This is a genomic window from Arthrobacter zhaoxinii, from assembly GCF_024385505.1.
Classification (GTDB): domain Bacteria; phylum Actinomycetota; class Actinomycetes; order Actinomycetales; family Micrococcaceae; genus Arthrobacter_B; species Arthrobacter_B zhaoxinii.
In genome coordinates this window covers 359,682-377,615 of the sequence record NZ_JANFLT010000001.1, presented here as the reverse complement: position 1 = coordinate 377,615, position 17,934 = coordinate 359,682, and the positions used below count along the sequence as shown (strand labels likewise).

17 protein-coding genes are annotated in these 17,934 nt (G+C 66.1%); 10 read left to right on the top strand and 7 right to left on the bottom strand.

Going from position 1 to position 17,934, the window contains the following annotated elements; all coding sequences use genetic code 11:
- A complete protein-coding gene (locus NNX37_RS01695; RefSeq protein ID WP_255790442.1) occupies positions 1–1,146 on the bottom strand; it encodes a glutamate--cysteine ligase in 1,146 nt (381 codons plus the stop codon).
- A 161-nt stretch (positions 1,147–1,307) separates the two neighbouring features.
- Here NNX37_RS01695 and NNX37_RS01690 point away from each other — a divergent pair, with 161 nt between their 5' ends.
- A complete protein-coding gene (locus NNX37_RS01690; protein WP_255790440.1) occupies positions 1,308–2,120 on the top strand; it encodes a shikimate 5-dehydrogenase in 813 nt (270 codons plus the stop codon).
- 33 nt (positions 2,121–2,153) lie between these two features.
- Here the strand turns inward: NNX37_RS01690 and NNX37_RS01685 are convergent, their stop codons facing one another.
- Positions 2,154–3,371 (bottom strand): THUMP-like domain-containing protein, encoded by a 1,218-nt coding sequence (locus tag NNX37_RS01685; protein ID WP_255790438.1) that lies wholly within the window; start codon positions 3,369–3,371, stop codon positions 2,154–2,156.
- Between the two features lie 54 nt (positions 3,372–3,425).
- Here NNX37_RS01685 and NNX37_RS01680 point away from each other — a divergent pair, with 54 nt between their 5' ends.
- Positions 3,426–4,574, top strand: coding sequence for a MalY/PatB family protein (locus NNX37_RS01680; protein ID WP_255790437.1), 1,149 nt, complete (start codon positions 3,426–3,428; stop codon positions 4,572–4,574).
- A 9-nt stretch (positions 4,575–4,583) separates the two neighbouring features.
- Here NNX37_RS01680 and NNX37_RS01675 read toward each other — a convergent pair whose 3' ends face one another.
- From NNX37_RS01675 to NNX37_RS01655, 5 genes are all read right to left on the bottom strand, one after another.
- A complete protein-coding gene (locus NNX37_RS01675; RefSeq protein ID WP_255790436.1) occupies positions 4,584–4,886 on the bottom strand; it encodes a hypothetical protein in 303 nt (100 codons plus the stop codon).
- 138 nt (positions 4,887–5,024) lie between these two features.
- Positions 5,025–5,783 carry an iron ABC transporter ATP-binding protein gene (locus NNX37_RS01670; RefSeq protein ID WP_255790435.1) on the bottom strand — a complete coding sequence of 253 codons (759 nt, stop codon included), beginning with the start codon at positions 5,781–5,783 and terminating at the stop codon, positions 5,025–5,027.
- A 37-nt stretch (positions 5,784–5,820) separates the two neighbouring features.
- Entirely contained in the window at positions 5,821–6,837 is a 1,017-nt protein-coding gene (locus tag NNX37_RS01665) for an iron chelate uptake ABC transporter family permease subunit (protein ID WP_255790434.1), read from the bottom strand.
- A complete protein-coding gene (locus tag NNX37_RS01660) occupies positions 6,830–7,870 on the bottom strand; it encodes an ABC transporter permease (RefSeq protein WP_255790432.1) in 1,041 nt (346 codons plus the stop codon). The genes NNX37_RS01665 and NNX37_RS01660 overlap by 8 nt, the downstream gene beginning before the upstream one ends.
- Before the next feature lie 67 nt (positions 7,871–7,937).
- The gene (locus NNX37_RS01655; protein WP_255790431.1) at positions 7,938–8,879 is read right to left on the bottom strand and encodes a siderophore ABC transporter substrate-binding protein; all 942 of its coding nucleotides are present in this window, start codon (positions 8,877–8,879) and stop codon (positions 7,938–7,940) included.
- Positions 8,880–9,215: 336 nt separating this feature from the next.
- Between NNX37_RS01655 and groES the strand changes: the two genes are divergently transcribed.
- The 8 genes from groES (at position 9,216) to NNX37_RS01615 (ending at position 17,865) form a co-directional block, all read left to right on the top strand.
- The gene (gene groES, locus NNX37_RS01650) at positions 9,216–9,512 is read left to right on the top strand and encodes a co-chaperone GroES (protein ID WP_087076694.1); all 297 of its coding nucleotides are present in this window, start codon (positions 9,216–9,218) and stop codon (positions 9,510–9,512) included.
- 76 nt (positions 9,513–9,588) lie between these two features.
- The gene (groL, locus tag NNX37_RS01645) at positions 9,589–11,199 is read left to right on the top strand and encodes a chaperonin GroEL (protein WP_255790430.1); all 1,611 of its coding nucleotides are present in this window, start codon (positions 9,589–9,591) and stop codon (positions 11,197–11,199) included.
- A 212-nt stretch (positions 11,200–11,411) separates the two neighbouring features.
- Positions 11,412–12,929, top strand: a complete 1,518-nt coding sequence (guaB, locus tag NNX37_RS01640; protein ID WP_255790429.1) for an IMP dehydrogenase — start codon at positions 11,412–11,414, stop codon at positions 12,927–12,929.
- Between the two features lie 150 nt (positions 12,930–13,079).
- Complete coding sequence (locus NNX37_RS01635; RefSeq protein ID WP_255790427.1) at positions 13,080–14,219, top strand: GuaB3 family IMP dehydrogenase-related protein; 1,140 nt, start codon at positions 13,080–13,082, stop codon at positions 14,217–14,219.
- Positions 14,220–14,283: 64 nt separating this feature from the next.
- The gene (locus tag NNX37_RS01630; RefSeq protein ID WP_255790421.1) at positions 14,284–16,008 is read left to right on the top strand and encodes a glycerol-3-phosphate dehydrogenase/oxidase; all 1,725 of its coding nucleotides are present in this window, start codon (positions 14,284–14,286) and stop codon (positions 16,006–16,008) included.
- Between the two features lie 93 nt (positions 16,009–16,101).
- A complete protein-coding gene (locus NNX37_RS01625) occupies positions 16,102–16,578 on the top strand; it encodes a PTS sugar transporter subunit IIA (protein ID WP_255790895.1) in 477 nt (158 codons plus the stop codon).
- A gap of 55 nt (positions 16,579–16,633) precedes the next feature.
- Positions 16,634–17,452 carry an SURF1 family protein gene (locus tag NNX37_RS01620; RefSeq protein WP_255790420.1) on the top strand — a complete coding sequence of 273 codons (819 nt, stop codon included), beginning with the start codon at positions 16,634–16,636 and terminating at the stop codon, positions 17,450–17,452.
- Complete coding sequence (locus NNX37_RS01615; RefSeq protein WP_255790417.1) at positions 17,449–17,865, top strand: DUF3817 domain-containing protein; 417 nt, start codon at positions 17,449–17,451, stop codon at positions 17,863–17,865. Before NNX37_RS01620 ends, NNX37_RS01615 begins: the two co-directional genes overlap by 4 nt.
- The last annotated feature ends 69 nt before the right edge of the window (positions 17,866–17,934 follow it).

Sequence of the window (17,934 nt, the reverse complement as noted above, 5' to 3'; positions counted from 1 at the left end):
TCAGGCTCCGCGGAGCCGGCGGATACCGTCGAAGACGACGGCGCGCAGGTCGCCGTCGTTCTCCTGCGCTACGCGGCGCTGCTGCTGGTAGCCGGCGCCCCGCTCAATGATGGTCCGGACGTCGGCCAGTTCGGCGCTGCAGCCCAGTTCGGCGGCAATCGGCGTCAGCCGGGGGAGGACGTCCTCGAGCAGATGATCGGTGACCAGCTTCTCGTTGCCCTCAGCGTCGAGGATGACGATGGCTTCCAGGCCGTAGCGGGCTGCCCGCCACTTGTTTTCCTGGACGTGCCAGGGCGGCATGGTGGGGATGGCGCCGCCGGCGTCGATGATCGAGGAGAACTCGTGCACCAGGCACTGGGTCAGGGCAGCAATGGCGCCCACGTCCTGGATATCCGCCAGCCCGTCGCAGACCCGCATCTCGATGGTGCCTAGCCCCGGGACAGGGCGGATGTCCCAGCGGATTTCACTGATTGAGTCGATGACTCCGGTGGTGAACATGTCCTGTACGTAGGACTCGTACTCGCTCCAGGAGGCGAACTGGAACGGCAGCCCCGCGGTGGGCAGCTGCTGGAACATCAGGGCGCGCTGGGAGGCGTAGCCGGTATCATCGCCGGACCAGTAGGGGGAGGAGGCAGACAGCGCCTGGAAGTGCGGGAAGTAGTTCACCAGTCCGTCCAGCACGGGCAGGACCTTGTCCCGGCTGTCCAGGCCCACGTGGACATGCACACCGTAAATAAGCATCTGCTGGCCCCACCACTGGGTCCGGTCGATGAGCTTGGCGTAGCGTTCCTTGTCCGTGACCGGCTGCGAGCGCGGGGTGCTGAACGGGTGGGACCCGGCACAGAACAGTTCCACCCCCATGGGGTCCGTCACCCGCCGCACTGCTGCGAGGGAGCGGGAAAGATCCGCCTTGGCCTCCGCCACCGTGCTGCAGATGCCGGTCACCAGTTCAACGGTGTTCTCCAGCAGTTCCTGCTTGATGTGCGGATGTTCGTCGTCTTCCCGCAGTGCGGGGTCATTGACGTTCACACCGCGCAGTACTTCATCCGCCACGGAGACCAGATCTCCGGTGGTGCCGTCCACGAGGGCCAGTTCCCACTCGACTCCCAGTGTTGACTGGGCCGATTTGGCGAACTCGATTTCCAAACTGTCTCCTGCTTTATGCGTTACCACTGAAGTACCCGGACCCGCATCACTGCGTTGAGAACCTTACCAATCCTATAGCCGCACGCGCGGTTGCCGGGCCTCGGCCCGGAACCGGCCGCCAAACCCGGGGGAGACGGCACCTGCACGGACATAATGGGTAGATGCCGATCCTGAACAAAGACATGACCCTGTGCATTTCCCTGGCCGCGCGGCCGAGCAACATCGGCACGCGCTTCCACAACTACCTGTATGAGCAGCTGGGCCTGAACTACGTCTACAAGGCCTTCGCCCCCGCGGACCTGGCGCAGGCCATTGCCGGGGTGCGCGGCCTGCCCATCCGCGGCTGCGCCGTCTCCATGCCGTACAAGGAGGACGTGATTGCCCTGGTGGACCGGATGGATCCGTCCGCGGAGGCCATCAGTTCCGTGAACACCATCGTCAACGACGACGGCGTGCTCACCGCCTACAACACCGACTACCTGGCCATCGCCCGGCTGCTGCGGGACCACCGGGTGCCGGTCACGCACTCAGTGCTGCTGCGCGGTTCCGGGGGGATGGCCAAGGCAGTGGCTGCCGCCCTGCGGGACGCCGGGTTCTCCGATGTCACCGTGGTTGCCCGCAACGAGGCCACCGGCCGGGCGCTCGCGGACCTCTACGACTTCGCCTGGCAGGCGGAACCGGGGACCTCCACTGCGGACCTGCTGATCAACGTGACCCCGCTGGGCATGGCCGGGCAGGACGAGGACGTGCAGTCCTTCGGCGACGACGCGGTGGCCGGGGCGAAGACGGTGTTCGACGTCGTCGCGCTGCCCGCCGAAACCCCGCTGATCGCCGCGGCCCGGGCCGCCGGGAAACCGGTGATTACCGGTGCCGAGGTTATTGCCATCCAGGCCGAGGAACAGTTCGTGCTCTACACCGGTGTCCGGCCGACGCCGGCGCAGGTGCGCGAAGCCGGCGAGTTCTCCCGCGCCTGACCGGTTCGGGGAAGGAGAGCGGGGCCGCACCGCCTAGGCGGCCGGCACCGGTTCCACCACCAGGGCCACGCGGTCTTCGCCGATCCGTGTGAGGACCAGCGTGGCTTTGTTCGGACCTTTGCCCGAGCCCGTAAGCAGGGCCTTGCGGACCTCCTCCGGCGTCACGGACATACCGCGCTTCTTGATGTCCAGGACACCGATGCGGTTTTCCCGGACCCAGGCCTTCAGCGCCCTGATGTTGTACGGGCGTACGTCGAGGATCCGGTAGGCACGGGCGAAGGGGGTTTCGCGCAGTTCCGGGGCGCAGATGTAGGCAATATGCGGATCCAGGAGATGTCCGTCCAGGGTGGCCGCGACGTCGGCCACCAGCCCGGCACGGATCACGGCGCCGTCGGGTTCATACAGGTAGCCTTCGGCCGGACCCATGGCCACGTCCTGGGCACCGGCGTCGTAATCCACCGGCGAGGTCAGTTCCGCTGCGCCCCCGGAGCCGATCACCAGGGCGGCCCGCCGTACGCCCTCGCGGCGCAGTGCGTTGAACCACAGGGTGGCCTCGGTGACGTCTCCGTCCACGGACACCCACTGCGCCTCGCAGTTGGCGGGCAGCGCCTCGTGCGGGATGCCGGGTCCCATCTTCACTCCGACGGGCAGGCCGGCATCCGCCAGTGATTCCACGAAGGACAGGGGAGGGGAGAAGGCCTCCGGGTCGAAGATGCGGGTGGTGCCCGACGTCGACGTGGTCCTGCGCGCCGGGTCCAGCCAGACGCCGTCGAACCCGGTCAGGTCGAAGTCCTCGGCGCGCCCCTGGACCACCGTGGCTTCCGGCCAGGGCATGAGGTTGATGGTAGCTGCCGCGGCGGTGATTTCATCCAGCTCGACGGCGGTCACCTGCCGGTCCAGGGTGGCCAGGGCCAGGGAGTCGGCGCCGATGCCGCAGCCGAGGTCCGCGACCTTGTCCAGCCCGGCCTCCTGGTAGCGGCGGGCGTGCAGTGCGGCCACGTTCAGCCGGGTGGCCTGCTCCAGGCCGGGCTGCGTGAAGACCATGTGCTCGGCGAACGGACCGAACTTTCCGCGGGCCTTCATCCGCAGTTTTGCCTGCGTCAGGACGGCGGCCACCAGCTCGGGGGCATGCCCGGCCTTGCGCAGGTCCGTGTTCAGCTTCAGGGACTCGGATTCGAGATAGGGGGGAAGCGAGTTCAGCAGCTGCCATCCCTCGGGGGTCAGAACATGGGCAAGGGAAGTATCGGGCATGCCCTCCAGCCTAGTTGTTCTGCCTGCGGGCACGTTAGCTGTAGGTTGGGCGGCATGACGAAGATCGCCGCCGAGCCGCTGGCTGCACTGCGGGCACGCACCAGCTACAAATGGCAGACCTATCCGGCGGACGTGCTGCCGCTGTTCGTGGCCGAAATGGACTATCCGCTGGCCGGACCGGTGCAGCAGGCCATCATTGACCGGGTGCTCGCCTCCGACACCGGATATATCGCCGGACCTCAGCCGGTGGCAGAGGCCTTCTCGGGGTATGCCGCGCGGACCTGGGCCTGGGCGGTGGACCCCGGGGACGTCCGGAGCACCACGGATGTGAGCGTGGCGATCGTGGAATGCCTGCGCCAGGCCGTGCCCGTGGACGGTGTCGTCATCATCACTCCGCCCGTCTATCCGCCGTTCTATAAGCTGCCGCCGGAAGCGGATTCCCTGGTCATGGAAGTGCCGCTCCTGTCCGACGGCGACGGCTGGGCCTTGGACCTGGCCGGGCTGGAGCGGGCCTTTGCCCGCGGCGCCGATGCCCTGCTGCTGTGCAACCCGCACAATCCGCTGGGACTGGTTCATTCCGCCGATACCCTGCGGGCGCTCGCGGACCTGTCGGCGAAGTACGGAGTGGCCGTGATCAGCGACGAGATCCACGCCCCGCTGACGTACGAACCGGGGGAGTTCACCCCGTACCTCGCCGTCTCGGAGAACGCGCGGGAATACGGCCTCTGCGTCACCGCTGCCAGTAAGGCCTGGAACATCGCCGGCACCAAGTGCGCCGTGATGGTGGCGCAGAGCGAGCGGACCCGGCTGATGCTGGCCTCCATGCCTGAGGAAGTCTCCGCGCGCACCAGCATCCTCGGCCTGCATGCCACGGCAGCGGCCTATAACGACGGCGGTCCGTGGCTTGCCGGTGTAATGGAGTCCCTGGCCGCGAACCGGACCCTGCTGGCTGAGCTTCTGGCGGAGCGGCTGCCGGGCACGGGATACCGGCCGCCCTCGGCCGGCTACCTCGCCTGGCTGGATTTCCGGGCCCTTGGCTGGGGTGACGATCCCGCGGCGGCGGCACGGGAACGGGCACGGGTGGCGCTGGAACCGGGGCTGCGGTTCGGACACCAGGGCGCCGGGTTTGTCCGGCTGAACTTCGCCTGCTCCCCGGAGGTGCTGGCCGAGGCCGTGGAGCGGCTTGCCGCAGTTTCCGTCTAGCCTGCCGGGCTAGGCCGCCGGAGCGAGGATGCTCAGTTGGCGGGGAGCCAGCGTCCCGCCTTTGATGTGCACGACGGGCACGGGGAGGGACCCGGTTTCCGAACTGCGGACCAGGCCGGCCATCGCGTCCTCGGTTGCCGTCGCCCGGCGCAGGTCCAGGAGCACCGTGAGGCCGGGAAGGGCAGTGTTGGCCCTCCGCACCAGGACGTAAAGCACCCTGCTGTTTTGCTCGGTGACGCGTCCGCGGACTTCCAGCCGTGCCATGCGGCGGTCAAGATCAAACCGGATGCCGACACGCAGTTTGGGCTCCATGGCAGGTCCTTCCCCGAAGGGCCGCAGAAGTGCGACGGATTCCAACCTAGGAGCCCCGCGCGGGCTCTCACAATGCGCATCGCCCATACTGCCTGCCCGGGCAGTACAGTTTCTGCCGGCGGCCCCCGGTAAGGCCCGTCAGGCGAAGTACACGCCGATCCGGTTGCCGTCGATCTCTTCGATCCGGATATCGATGTCGTAAATGTCCTTCAGGACCTCCGGCTGCATGATGGCCGACGGCGGCCCCTGGTGGATCAGCCGGCCGTCGCGCATGGCGATGATGTCGTCGGAATAGCAGGAGGCGAAGTTGATGTCGTGGATGACCAGGACCACTGTCTTCCCGAAGTCGTCCGTGAGCCGGCGCAGCAGCCGCATCATTTCCACGGAGTGCTTCATGTCCAGGTTGTTCAGCGGCTCATCGAGCAGCAGGTAGTCCGTGTCCTGGGCCAGCACCATGGCAATGAACGCCCGCTGCCGCTGGCCGCCGGAGAGCTCGTCCACAAACCGGTCCGCCAGTGCCGTCAGGTCCAGGTAGGCCATGGCCGTCTCGATGTGGACCTTGTCTGCGGGGCCCGGCCGGCCGCCGTTGTGCGGATAGCGGCCGAACCCCACCAGGTCCCGCACGGTCAGGCGTACGGTGAGCTGGTTGTCCTGGCGCAGGATGGCCATTTTCCGGGCGAGGTCCCGGCCCGGGGTGGAAACGACGTCGAGCCCGTCCACGGTAACCGTGCCGGAGTCCATGGGGAGCAGGCGGCTGATCATGGACAGCAGGGTCGACTTGCCGGCACCGTTGGGTCCGATGATCGAGGTGATGCCGCCTTCCTTGATCCCGCAGCTCACCCCGTCCACAACAACCGTGGAGGAATAGCGCTTGGTAACGCCGTTGACGGAGATCATGAGGCGGGGCCTTTCGAGCGGTGCAGGGGGAGGAAGGTCATTTCACCTTTCCCCTCAGGAGCAGGACGAGGAACACGATGCCGCCCACGAATTCGATGACGATGCTCAGCGCGGTGTCGAAATCGAAGATCCGCTCCAGCACCAGCTGGCCGCCCACCAGGGCGATGATTCCCAGCAGCACGGCGATGGGCAGTACCGCGGCATGCCGGAAGTTGGCACACAGCTGATAGGCCAGCGAGGCGACCAGCAGGCCGAAGAACGTCACCGGTCCCACCAGGGCCGTGGACACCGCGACGAGCACCGAGCAGATGATCAGCGTGAGCGTCACTGCCCGTTTGTGGTCCACCCCGAGGTTCACCGCGGTATCCCGGCCCAGGGCCAGGACATCGAAGGAATGGCGCATCCGCCAGGCCAGGGCACTGACCAGTGCGACGGCGGCGGCGGAGTAGCCCAGCAGGGCGGCGTCCACATTGTTGAAGCTTGCGAAGAACAGGTCCTGCAGGATGATGAACTCGCTGGGGTCGATGAGCACCTGCAGCAGCGAGGAGAAGCCGCGGAACATGGTGCCGAAGACAATGCCGACCAGGAGCATCAGGTGCAGCGATTTCCCGCCGCCGGTGAAGAGCCAGCGGTAGAGCAGGAACGAGAACCCGACCATCAGCAGCACTTCGAGGCAGAAGCGGACCGGTGCGCCCAGTGACAGCAGGGCGCCGCCGCCGAGGGTAAACACCAGGACGGTCTGGATCAGCACGTAGAGCGCGTCAAAGCCCATGATCGACGGCGTCAGGATCCGGTTCGCAGTGACTGTCTGGAACAGGACGGTGGAGACTCCCACGGCGTAGGCCACCAGGATCATGGAGCCGACCTTGACCGCCCGGCGGGGCAGCGCGTAGCCGAGGTTGCCGCGCAGCTCGATGGTCATAAACACCGCAATCAGCGCCGCTGCGGCGATGCCGAGGGTGATGATCCAGAACTTCGCCGGAACGGTCCGGACCGGATGGCGGCGGTGTCCGGTCAGTGCAGCGGGCAGTGCGCTGGTGGAGGTCTCAGGCATGGGAACCGCGCTTGCGTAGGAGGAGGTACAGGAAGATGACGCTGCCTACCGCGGAGACCACAACGCCGACCGGGATTTCGTAGGGGTAGCGGATGGTGCGCCCGATGATGTCGCAGAGCAGGACGAAGCCCGCCCCGAAGACGGCAACCCAGGGCACTGCCCGGCGGACATTGTCACCGATCAGCAGGGACACCAGGTTGGGCACGATGAGGCCCAGGAAGGGGATGGAGCCGACACTGACCACCACAACGGCGCTGATGAGGGAGACGATGACCAGTCCGAGCGCCATGACCCGGTTGTAGCTCAGGCCGAGGTTGGTGGTGAAGTCGGCTCCCATGCCCGCGACCGTGAACCGGTCCGCCGCCAGGTATCCGATGACGGTCAGGGCGCCCACAATCCAGAGCAGTTCGTAGCGGCCCCGCAGGACGCCGGAGAAGTCGCCGACCATCCAGCTGTTGAGTGTCTGGAGGAGGTCGGTGCGGTAGGCGAAGAAGGTGGTGACGGCGGAAATCACGCCGCCGAGCATGATGCCCACCAGGGGGACGATCAAGGTATTGCGCAGCGGGATCCGGCGCAGTACCAGCAGGAAGAGGGCGGTTCCTGCTGCCGCAAAGACCGACGCGGTGGACATCTTCATAAACATCGAGGCGCCGGGCAGCAGCACGGTCACCGCCAGGATTCCCAGCTGCGCCGACTCCACGGTGCCGACGGTGGAAGGTTCCACGAATTTGTTCCGGGCCATCAGCTGCATGATCAGGCCGGCCACGCTCAGTGCCATGCCCGCAAGGACGATGCTCAGCGTGCGGGGGAGCTGGCTGGCCCAGAACAGCATGTGCGTGGTGGGGTCCCCGGCCAGCAGCGAGGACAGCGACAGGTCGCCGACGCCTACAAAGAGGCTGACGGCCGCCAGGAGGATGACGAGGCAGATCCCCAGGGCCAGTGCGGCGCGTGAACGCACAAAGCGCCGCCGTTCAGGGGGAGCGGCGGCGGAAGCGGAGGCCGGTTTTTTCGCCGGCGCGGCGGGGGCTGTCATATATCGGTGTCCAGTTCCTCCGCGGCCCGGAACCGGCAGTTCCGGGCCGCGGAGAGCAAAAGTGCGGCTAGAGAGCGTCGTGGACGGTGTTAACCATGGTGTCCACATTGTTCAGGCCGTATCCGACCAGGTACCAGCTGGCGGAATCCAGCATGGTGATGTTGTCGTTCTGCGCAGCCTTGGTGCTCTTGACCAGATCGTTGTCGAGTACGGCGGAGGCGGCTTCACCCGAGGTGCCGACGGCGACGTCGCGGTCAATCACGAACAGGTGGTCCGGGTTGGTGTCGGCGACGTAGTTGAAGGAGACCTTTTCGCCGTGGGCACCTTCGGACTTGACCTCTGCGGCCGGCGTGACGCCGAGGACGTCGTGGATGATGCCGAAGCGCGAGCCGGCGCCGTAAGCGGTCATTTCGCCGCCGCTGGTCAGGACGATCAGGCCGTTGCCGGCATCGGCTGCCAGTTCCTTGGTGTCTTCAACCTTGCCTTCGAGAGCATTCAGCTTCTCTTCGACCAGGTCTTCCTTTTCGAAGATCGTGCCGAGGGTCTGGGTGTTCTCCGTGAAGGAGTTCCAGGAATCGGCGTTGTCGACGCTCAGGTCGATGGTCGGGGCAATCTCGCTCAGCTCGTCATAGGAGTCGGCCACCCGGCCGGAAATGATGATCAGGTCGGGAGCTCCGGCGTTGATCGCTTCAAAATCGGGCTCCTTCATGCTGCCGATCTTGGTGATCTCTTCGGCGCCGTACTTGGCGAGGCTCTCCGGGAAGTTGGCGGCGGGCACGCCGTCGACGTCAATGTCGAGGGCATCCATGGTGTCGAGGGCACCGAGGTCGAAGGTGTAGACCGTCTCCGGGTTCACCGGAACTTCGGTGCTTCCCTGGGCATGCTCAACCGTCACGGTTTTAGCCTGCGCGGACTCGACGTCGGCATCTGCTGCTTCAGTGGAGCAGGCGCTGAGCGCGAGGAGGGATACAAGGGCGGTTCCGGCCAGCAGGCGGGACTTGGGAATCATGGGGGCTCCGGTAAGAGTCGATGTGCCTATCCGGGGGAATAGGGCACAGAAATGTTTTCTAATAGTGCGCGCAGATGAAAGCTATCCCGCTTAGGCGAGCCTAAGCAAATTCCGTTTACGCATCCGGACCCCGGCAGTCCGCGGGCAGCGGCGGGGAAACCGGTGCTTGCTGGCACTCACCTTGACCGAGTGCTAACCGTTGCATAAAGTCTGAGTTAGCACTCCGAACGTGAGGGTGCTAACTCCCGAAGGGAAAGCGCGAACCGGCACCGCGACGACGGCCAGCGCCAGACCAACGGCCCCATTCCGTTAGAAACTACGCAAAGGAGAGCCCGAGTGTCGGTCTCTATTAAGCCCCTTGAGGATCGTATTGTTGTCCGCCCGCTCGAAGCCGAGCAGACCACTGCTTCCGGCCTCGTTATCCCGGATACTGCAAAGGAAAAGCCCCAGGAGGGTGAAGTAGTTGCAGTTGGACCCGGCCGCGTTGATGACAACGGCAACCGCGTCCCGGTTGACGTTGCCGAAGGCGACGTAGTCATTTACTCCAAGTACGGCGGAACCGAAGTCAAGCACGGCGGCCAGGAATACCTGGTGCTGTCCGCCCGCGACGTGCTGGCCGTCGTCGTAAAGTAGTTCCCCTGGAAAACCCCGGCCAAGATTCTGGCCGGGGTTTTCTGATGCAGATGTAGTTGTCGGAAAGGACACACACATGGCAAAGCAGTTGGAGTTCAATGACTCCGCCCGCCGCTCGCTCGAAGCCGGCGTCGATAAGCTCGCCAACACGGTCAAGGTGACCCTCGGCCCGCGCGGCCGCAACGTCGTCCTGGCCAAGACCTGGGGCGCTCCCACCATCACCAACGACGGCGTCACGATTGCCCGCGAAGTTGAGCTGGAAGACCCGTACGAGAACCTCGGCGCACAGCTGGCCAAGGAAGTTGCCACCAAGACCAACGATGTTGCCGGCGACGGCACCACCACGGCCACCGTGCTCGCACAGGCCCTGGTCAAGGAAGGCCTGCGCAACGTTGCCGCCGGTGCTGCCCCCGGGCAGCTCAAGCGGGGCATCGAGGTGTCCGTGGACGCCGTTGCCAAGCGCCTGCTGGAGAACGCCAAGGAAGTTGAAGGCAACCAGGTTGCCCACGTGGCCGCCATCTCCGCGCAGAGCACGGAAATCGGCGAACTGCTGGCCCAGGCCTTCGACACGGTCGGCAAGGACGGCGTGATCACGATCGAGGAGTCCTCCTCGACGCAGACCGAGCTGGCCATCACCGAGGGCATGCAGTTCGACAAGGGTTACCTCTCGCCGTACTTCGTCACCGACGCCGAGCGCCAGGAAGCCGTCCTCGAAGACGCGCTGATCCTGATCAACTCCGGCAAGATCTCCTCGGTTGCCGAGTTCCTGCCGCTGCTGGAAAAGGCACTGCAGACCTCCAAGCCGCTGTTCATCATCGCCGAAGACGTGGACGGGGAAGCCTTGTCCACCCTGGTGGTCAACAAGATCCGCGGCACCCTGAACGTCGTCGCCGTCAAGGCGCCGGGCTTCGGTGACCGCCGCAAGGCCATGATGCAGGACATCGCGACCCTCACCGGCGCGCAGGTGGTCAGCCCCGACCTCGGCCTGAAGCTGGACCAGGTTGGCCTTGAGGTGCTGGGCTCCGCCCGCCGCATCACGGTCACCAAGGACAACACCACGATTGTTGACGGCACGGGCTCCGAAGCCGACGTCGCCGACCGCGTGGCACAGATCCGTGCCGAGATTGAGCGCACCGATTCCGACTGGGACCGCGAGAAGCTGCAGGAACGCCTGGCCAAGCTCTCCGGCGGCATCGGCGTCATCCGCGTGGGTGCAGCCACCGAGGTGGAACTGAAGGAAAAGAAGCACCGCATCGAAGATGCCGTTTCCTCCACCCGCGCCGCACTCGAAGAAGGCATCGTGGCCGGCGGCGGTTCCGCACTGGTCCACGCCGCCCGCGCACTGGACACCGATCCGGAGGTGACGAAGCTGCAGGGCGACGCCGCCACCGCCGTCGGCCTGGTCCGCCGTGCACTGGCCCAGCCGCTGCGCTGGATCGCCGAGAATGCCGGTTCCGAAGGCATGGTCGTCGTTGCCAAGGTTGGCGAGCTGGAAATCAACAACGGTTTCAACGCCGCCACCGGTGAGTACGAAGACCTCATTGCCGCCGGCATCATCGACCCGGTCAAGGTCACCCGCTCGGCACTGCGCAACGCTGCCTCGATCGCTTCGCTGGTGCTCACCACCGAAGCCCTCGTGGTGGACAAGCCGGCCGAACAGGATGATGACCACGGTCACCAGCACTAATTAGCCCTGCTCCGCACCTCACCGTGCGGAAAACGGCCCGGGTCCCGCCCTTGGAAGTCACTTCCGGGGCGGGGCCTTTGCTTTGCCGTGGCATCCCTCACACACGGCAGATACCTTCGGGGCGGAATAGGGGCGGGCCCGCTTTCGTTTTACGATGGGTACAGGCTAAATCGGGCCTTTTCCTTCCTCTCATCCCCGAAAGAGGCGCAGCTTTGAGTCAGCAGTACCCAGAACACGATCCGTTCGGCTTCGTCGGCCTCACCTACGACGACGTCCTCCTGCTGCCCGGCCCGACGGATGTCATTCCCTCTGAAGCCGACACCAGCTCCCGGCTGTCCAAGCGCATCACCGTACAGACTCCGCTGCTCTCGGCCGCGATGGACACCGTGACCGAATCCCGCATGGCCATCGCCATGGCCCGGCAGGGCGGCCTCGGCGTGATCCACCGGAACCTTTCCATCGCCGACCAGGCCGAGCATGTTGACCGGGTCAAGCGCAGCGAATCCGGCATGATCACCAACCCGGTGACCATTTCCCCGGACGCCACCCTGCAGGAACTCGACGACCTCTGTGCGCATTTCCGTGTGTCGGGCCTGCCGGTGGTGGACACCGCCAACACCCTGCTGGGCATTGTCACCAACCGCGACACCCGCTTCATTCCGCGTGCCGACTACCCGAGCCGCAAGGTCGAAGAGGTCATGACCCGCATGCCGCTCATCACCGGCCGGGTCGGCATCAGCGCCGAAGAAACAATGGAGCTGCTGGGCAAGAACCGCATTGAGAAGCTGCCGCTGGTGGACGACGCCGGCAAGCTGCAGGGCTTGATCACCGTCAAGGACTTCGACAAGGCCGAGCAGTACCCGCTCGCCACCAAGGACGACGAGGGCCGCCTGCGCGTCGGCGCCGCCATCGGCTTCTTCGGCGACGGCTACGAACGCGCCATGTCCATGGTGGAGGCCGGCGTCGACATCCTCGTGGTGGACACCGCCAACGGCCACAGTGCAGGTGTGCTGGAAATGATTGCCCGCCTCAAGAAGGACCCGGCGGCCGCACACGTGGACATCATCGGCGGCCAGGCAGCAACCCGCGAAGGCGCCCAGGCCCTGATCGACGCCGGCGCCGACGCCGTCAAGGTGGGCGTCGGACCGGGCTCCATCTGCACCACCCGCGTTGTTGCCGGTGTGGGCGTCCCGCAGATCACGGCCATCTATGAGGCCTCCAAGGCCGCCATTCCGGCCGGCGTTCCGCTGATCGCCGACGGCGGCCTGCAGTACTCGGGCGACATTGGCAAGGCCATCGTGGCCGGCGCCGACACCGTCATGCTCGGCGGCCTGCTCGCCGGATCCGCCGAAAGCCCGGGCGACCTGGTCTTCGTCAACGGCAAGCAGTTCAAGTCCTACCGCGGCATGGGCTCGCTGGGCGCCATGCAGTCCCGGGGCAAGAACACCTCCTACTCCAAGGACCGCTACTTCCAGGCCGACGTCCCCAGCGACGAGAAGCTGATCCCGGAAGGCATCGAGGGCCAGGTGCCCTACCGCGGCCCGCTGTCCGCCGTGGCCCACCAGCTGGTCGGCGGCCTGCGCCAGACCATGTTCTACACGGGCGCACGCACCATCCCCGAGCTGAAGGCAAAGGGCAAGTTCGTCCGGATCACCCCGGCCGGGCTGAAGGAATCCCACCCGCACGACATCATGATGACGGCCGAAGCGCCGAACTACGGACGCCGCTAAACCGGTTCCTAATGCCGAGGGCAGCTCCCGCGTACCGCGCGGGGGCTGCCCTCGGGGTTTAAGGCCCCCGGTGGCGGCTGTTCGCTAACTCCCGAGGGCCATTACCGGCAGCTTTCCGGCTCAGGACGCGCACTGGGATAACCTAGGGACGTGAGTAACGAGATAGAAATTGGCCGTGGCAAGCATGGGCGCAGAGCCTACTCCCTGGATGACGTAGCGATTGTGCCCTCTCGGCGCACCCGCGACCCCCAGGATGTTTCCATCAACTGGCAGATCGATGCCTATCAGTTCGAGATGCCGGTCATCGGCGCTCCGATGGACTCGGTGATGTCTCCGGCATCGGCGATTGCCCTCGGCAGGCTCGGCGGGCTCGGCGTACTGAACCTCGAGGGCCTGTGGACCAGGTACGAGGATCCGGAACCGCTGCTGGACGAGATTGCCGCTCTCAGCAGCGACAACTTCAACCCCGAAGCCACCCGCCGCCTGCAGGAAATCTACAACGCTCCCATCCGGGCCGAACTCATCAGCTCCCGCCTGGCCGAAATGCGCGACGCCGGCGTGACGGTTGCCGGCTCGCTCACCCCGCAGCGCACCCAGGAGTTCTACAAGACCGTCCTGGCCGCCGGCGTCGACGTCTTCGTCATCCGCGGCACCACCGTGTCGGCCGAGCACGTGTCCAAGACCGTGGAACCGCTGAACCTGAAGCAGTTCATCTACGAACTCGACGTTCCCGTGATCGTCGGCGGAGCGGCCGGCTACACCCCGGCCCTGCACCTGATGCGCACCGGCGCCGCGGGCGTCCTGGTCGGCTTCGGCGGCGGTGCCACCACCACCACCCGGCGGGCCCTGGGCATCCACGCCCCGATGGCAACCGCCATTTCCGACATTGCCGAGGCCCGCCGGGACTACATGGACGAGTCCGGCGGACGGTACGTACACGTGATCGCCGACGGCGGCATGGGCACCAGCGGCGACATCATCAAGGCCTTCGCCATGGGCGCCGACGCCGTGATGCTGGGTTCCGCGCTGGCCCGTGCCGAAGAGGCACCGGGGCAGGGCTGGCACTGGGGGCAGGAAGCGCACCACAGCGAGCTGCCGCGCGGCGACAGGGTCCGCCTGGACACGGTGGGACCGTTGAAGGAGGTCCTCTGGGGCCCCTCGCACCACACCAACGGAACCTCCAACCTCATGGGTGCCCTGCGCCGGGCAATGGCCACCACCGGCTACTCGGACCTGAAGGCCTTCCAGCGCATCGAAGTGCTGGTATCGCCGTACCAGTACAACCTGTAAATACCGGCGCCCAGCCCATAGAGTGGACGCAGCTACGGCAGGACCCTAGAGAGGAACCTGGACCATGACTGCAGACGCCCTGAGCCCCGAGTACCGGATGGATGCCATGGACCGGCTCCAGGCAACCACCCGGCCGGGCAACGAGCTGGACATCCTGATCGTCGGCGGCGGCGTGGTCGGCGCCGGCGCGGCGCTGGACGCGGTGACGCGGGGGCTGAAGGTAGGCATGGTGGAGGCCCGGGACTGGGCATCGGGCACCTCGTCGCGCTCTTCCAAGCTGATTCACGGCGGCCTGCGCTACTTGGAGATGCTGGACTTTGCGCTGGTCCAGGAAGCCTTGAAGGAGCGCGGGCTGCTGCTGCAGCAGATCGCCCCCCACCTGGTCAAGCCGGTGGCCTTCCTGTACCCGCTGACCAAGCGGTTCATCGAGCGGCCGTACGTGGGCGCCGGTATTTTCCTGTACGACACCATGGGCATGACCTCCGGGAACTCCCGGGGGGTGCCCATGCAGAAGCACCTGACCCGGGGCCAGACCCTTCGCATGGCTCCGAGCCTGAAGGATAACGCCATGGTGGGCGCCATCCGGTACTACGACGGCCAGGTGGATGACGCCCGGTACGTGGCCAACATGGTCCGCACGGCCGCGCATTACGGTGCCGCCGTGGTGAACCGGCTCGCCGTCGTCGACTTCCTGCGGGAGGGGGAACGCGTGGTCGGCGCCCGGGTCCGTGACCAGGAAACCGGCAGCGAGTTCGACATTGCCGCGAGCCAGGTGGTCAACGCGACGGGCGTCTGGACGGATGAAACCCAGGCCATGGTGACGGACCGCGGGCAGCTGAAGGTCCGCGCGTCCAAGGGCGTCCACCTGGTGGTTCCCAAAGACCGGATCCAGTCCACCGTCGGCATGATCCTGCGGACGGAAAAATCCGTGCTGTTCGTCATCCCCTGGGGCCGGCACTGGATCATCGGCACCACGGACACCGACTGGCACCTGGACAAGGCGCACCCTGCGGCCACTTCCGCGGATATCGACTACATCCTGGAACACGTCAACCTGGTGCTTAAAACCCCGCTGACCCGCGAAGACGTCGAAGGGGTCTACGCCGGCCTGCGCCCGCTGCTCGCCGGGGAAAACGACTCCACGGCCAAACTGTCACGCGAACACGTAGTGGCACACCCGGTCCCGGGCCTCGTGGTGGTGGCCGGCGGTAAATGGACCACCTACCGGGTGATGGCCAAGGACGCCGTGGACGAGGCGGCCCGGGCACTGGATGAAAAGGTTCCCGAGAGCTGCACGCAGACCATCCCGCTGCTGGGTGCAGTGGGTTACAAGGCGGCCTGGAACCGGCGGCACCGCACTGCCGAGGAATACGGGGTGCACGTGGTGCGTGTGGAGCATCTGCTCAACCGCTACGGTTCCATGGCGGATGACCTGCTCGGGCTCATCAAGGCGGACCCGACGCTCGCCGAGCCGCTGCCCGGCGCCGACGACTACCTGCGCGCCGAAGCCGTGTACGCCACCACGCATGAAGGGGCCCGGCACGTCGAGGATGTCCTCGCCCGGCGGACCCGGATTTCCATCGAGACCTTTGACCGCGGCGTCTCCGCGGCACCCGTGGTCGCCGAACTGATGGCTCCGCTGCTGGGCTGGGACGTGGAACGGGTGGAAAGCGAAGTTGCGCACTACCTTGCCCGGGTCGAGGCTGAACGCCGCAGCCAGGAGCAGCCCGATGACAAGAGTGCCGACGCCGCCCGCCTGGCGGCCGAAGACATAGCCCCGCGCATCTAGCGCACCGCGACCAATGGAAACGACGAACGCTCCTTGAACGAACAACAGTCGGCCGGACAATCCCCGGTGCCGCCCCGGAACGGGGAACTTACCCTGAACGAAGCCGGCGCAGTGCTGACCGAACCCGGCCTGGTGATCCTGTCCATGGAGGCCGCAGACCGGTACGACGCCGCCCGGCAGCTGGCGGAACGGATGTTCCGGGCCGGGCGGATCAGCAACCTGGAGGGCTTCCTGGACCAGGTGAATGCCCGGGAGCACCAGATGGCCACCGGCCTGCCCGGCGGGATCGGCCTGCCCCATGCGCGCAGCGAGTATGTGCAGGAAACCTCAATCGCGGTGGGGATCGCCCGCTACGGCCACAGCATCGATTTCGGGGCGTCGGACGGTCCGGCCACCGTTGTCCTGCTGATTGCCACGCCGGCGGCGTCCTTCTCCCACCATCTGGAAGTCCTTGCCACCATTGCCCGGTCCCTGTTCCGGCCTTCCTTCCGGGACTCCCTGCGCCGGGCCAATGATGCCGAGGTCATAGCCGAACTGATCAACTCTTCGCTGGTCTTTTTTGACCACTGAGGCGGCCGCACACCGGCATTGGGTTTTCTACAGCTTCACGAAGTACCGTTAACAGGTGCTCAAAACTGCTCTGCAGCCGCGCTGGATCGCCGGACTGCTCTTTGCCCTGATCCTCTCGACGGTCTTTGTGCTGTTGAGCCAGTGGCAGTTTTCCAATGCCGACACGGACGAATCCGCGGAGCCCCGGGCCACCGAGGACGTCCGTCCGCTGACCGAGGCCTTCACCCCGGGCAAACCCATGTATGAAACCGAAGCGGACCAGATGGTCTCGTTCACCGGTTCCTTTGACCCGGGCAAGTCGGTCCTCGTGGAACAGCGGCTCCAGGACGGCGACATGGGCTACTGGGCGGTCACCGCCTTCACCGTGGACGGCGCACCGGCGGGTGAATTCATTCCGGTGGTCCGCGGCTGGGTTTCCGACCCGGACGACGTGACCGCCGTGCCGGACGGCGAGGCCGCCGTCGTCGGCCGGCTCCTGCCTTCGGAGGCACCGCTGGTGGCGACGACGCCCAAGGAGGGCCGCGTGGCCGCGCTGTCCACCGCTGAACTCATCAACCTGTGGGACGCGCCCGCCTACTCCGCCTTCGTCACCGCCTCGGAGATCACCGTGGACGGCGGGGCCGTTGACACCGGAAGCATGAAACCCGTGGTCGTGGACGCCCAGCCCGAGGACACCCCGGTCAACTGGCTCAATATCTTCTACGCGCTCGAGTGGATCGTTTTCGCCGGCTTCTCCGTCTTCCTCTGGTGGCGCCTGGTGGCCGACGAGTACCAGCGCAGCCTCGAGGACGATGAGTACGAGGACGACGACCACGACGACGACGACGCACCCGAACCCGACAACGAACACCCCAGCAGTGAGGTAACCAAGTGAGCGAATCCGCAAGCACCGCCAAGGCACCGAGGAAAAAGAAGCGCCGGTTCGGCGGTACCCATGCCCAGATCCGCTCGGCCCTGAAGTTCTACAAGGTCTTTTCCTATGTGACCGGTGTGCTGCTGCTCGCCCTCGTGGTGGAGATGATCGCGAAGTACGGTTTCGATACCGAGATCATTGTCGGCGGGGTCAACCTCTCCATCGGCGTTCTCATCCTGCACGGCTGGATGTACGTGGTGTACCTGCTGTCCGACTTCCGGCTGTGGCAGCTGATGCGCTGGCCGTTCTCCAAGTTCATCCTGATTGCGCTGGGCGGCGTTGTGCCGTTCCTCTCCTTTGTGGTCGAAGGCCGGATCCACAAGCAGGTCCTGACCGAGCTCGAAGCCCATCCTGAAGCGGCCAAGCGCTACTAGGGGAGCGGACCGCCGTCCGCCCGGCCGTTCCGCAGCCGCGGTCCGGTGTGCGCGGCCGGCGGCGGGCCG

Coding starts and splice junctions, on each gene's coding strand:
- NNX37_RS01690 (WP_255790440.1), top strand. CDS start 1,308: ATGCCGATCCTGAACAAAGACATGACCCTGTGCATTTCCCTGGCCGCG.
- NNX37_RS01685 (WP_255790438.1), bottom strand. CDS start 3,371: ATGCCCGATACTTCCCTTGCCCATGTTCTGACCCCCGAGGGATGGCAG.
- NNX37_RS01680 (WP_255790437.1), top strand. CDS start 3,426: ATGACGAAGATCGCCGCCGAGCCGCTGGCTGCACTGCGGGCACGCACC.
- NNX37_RS01675 (WP_255790436.1), bottom strand. CDS start 4,886: ATGGAGCCCAAACTGCGTGTCGGCATCCGGTTTGATCTTGACCGCCGC.
- NNX37_RS01670 (WP_255790435.1), bottom strand. CDS start 5,783: ATGATCTCCGTCAACGGCGTTACCAAGCGCTATTCCTCCACGGTTGTT.
- NNX37_RS01665 (WP_255790434.1), bottom strand. CDS start 6,837: ATGCCTGAGACCTCCACCAGCGCACTGCCCGCTGCACTGACCGGACAC.
- NNX37_RS01660 (WP_255790432.1), bottom strand. CDS start 7,870: ATGACAGCCCCCGCCGCGCCGGCGAAAAAACCGGCCTCCGCTTCCGCC.
- NNX37_RS01655 (WP_255790431.1), bottom strand. CDS start 8,879: ATGATTCCCAAGTCCCGCCTGCTGGCCGGAACCGCCCTTGTATCCCTC.
- groL (WP_255790430.1), top strand. CDS start 9,589: ATGGCAAAGCAGTTGGAGTTCAATGACTCCGCCCGCCGCTCGCTCGAA.
- NNX37_RS01630 (WP_255790421.1), top strand. CDS start 14,284: ATGACTGCAGACGCCCTGAGCCCCGAGTACCGGATGGATGCCATGGAC.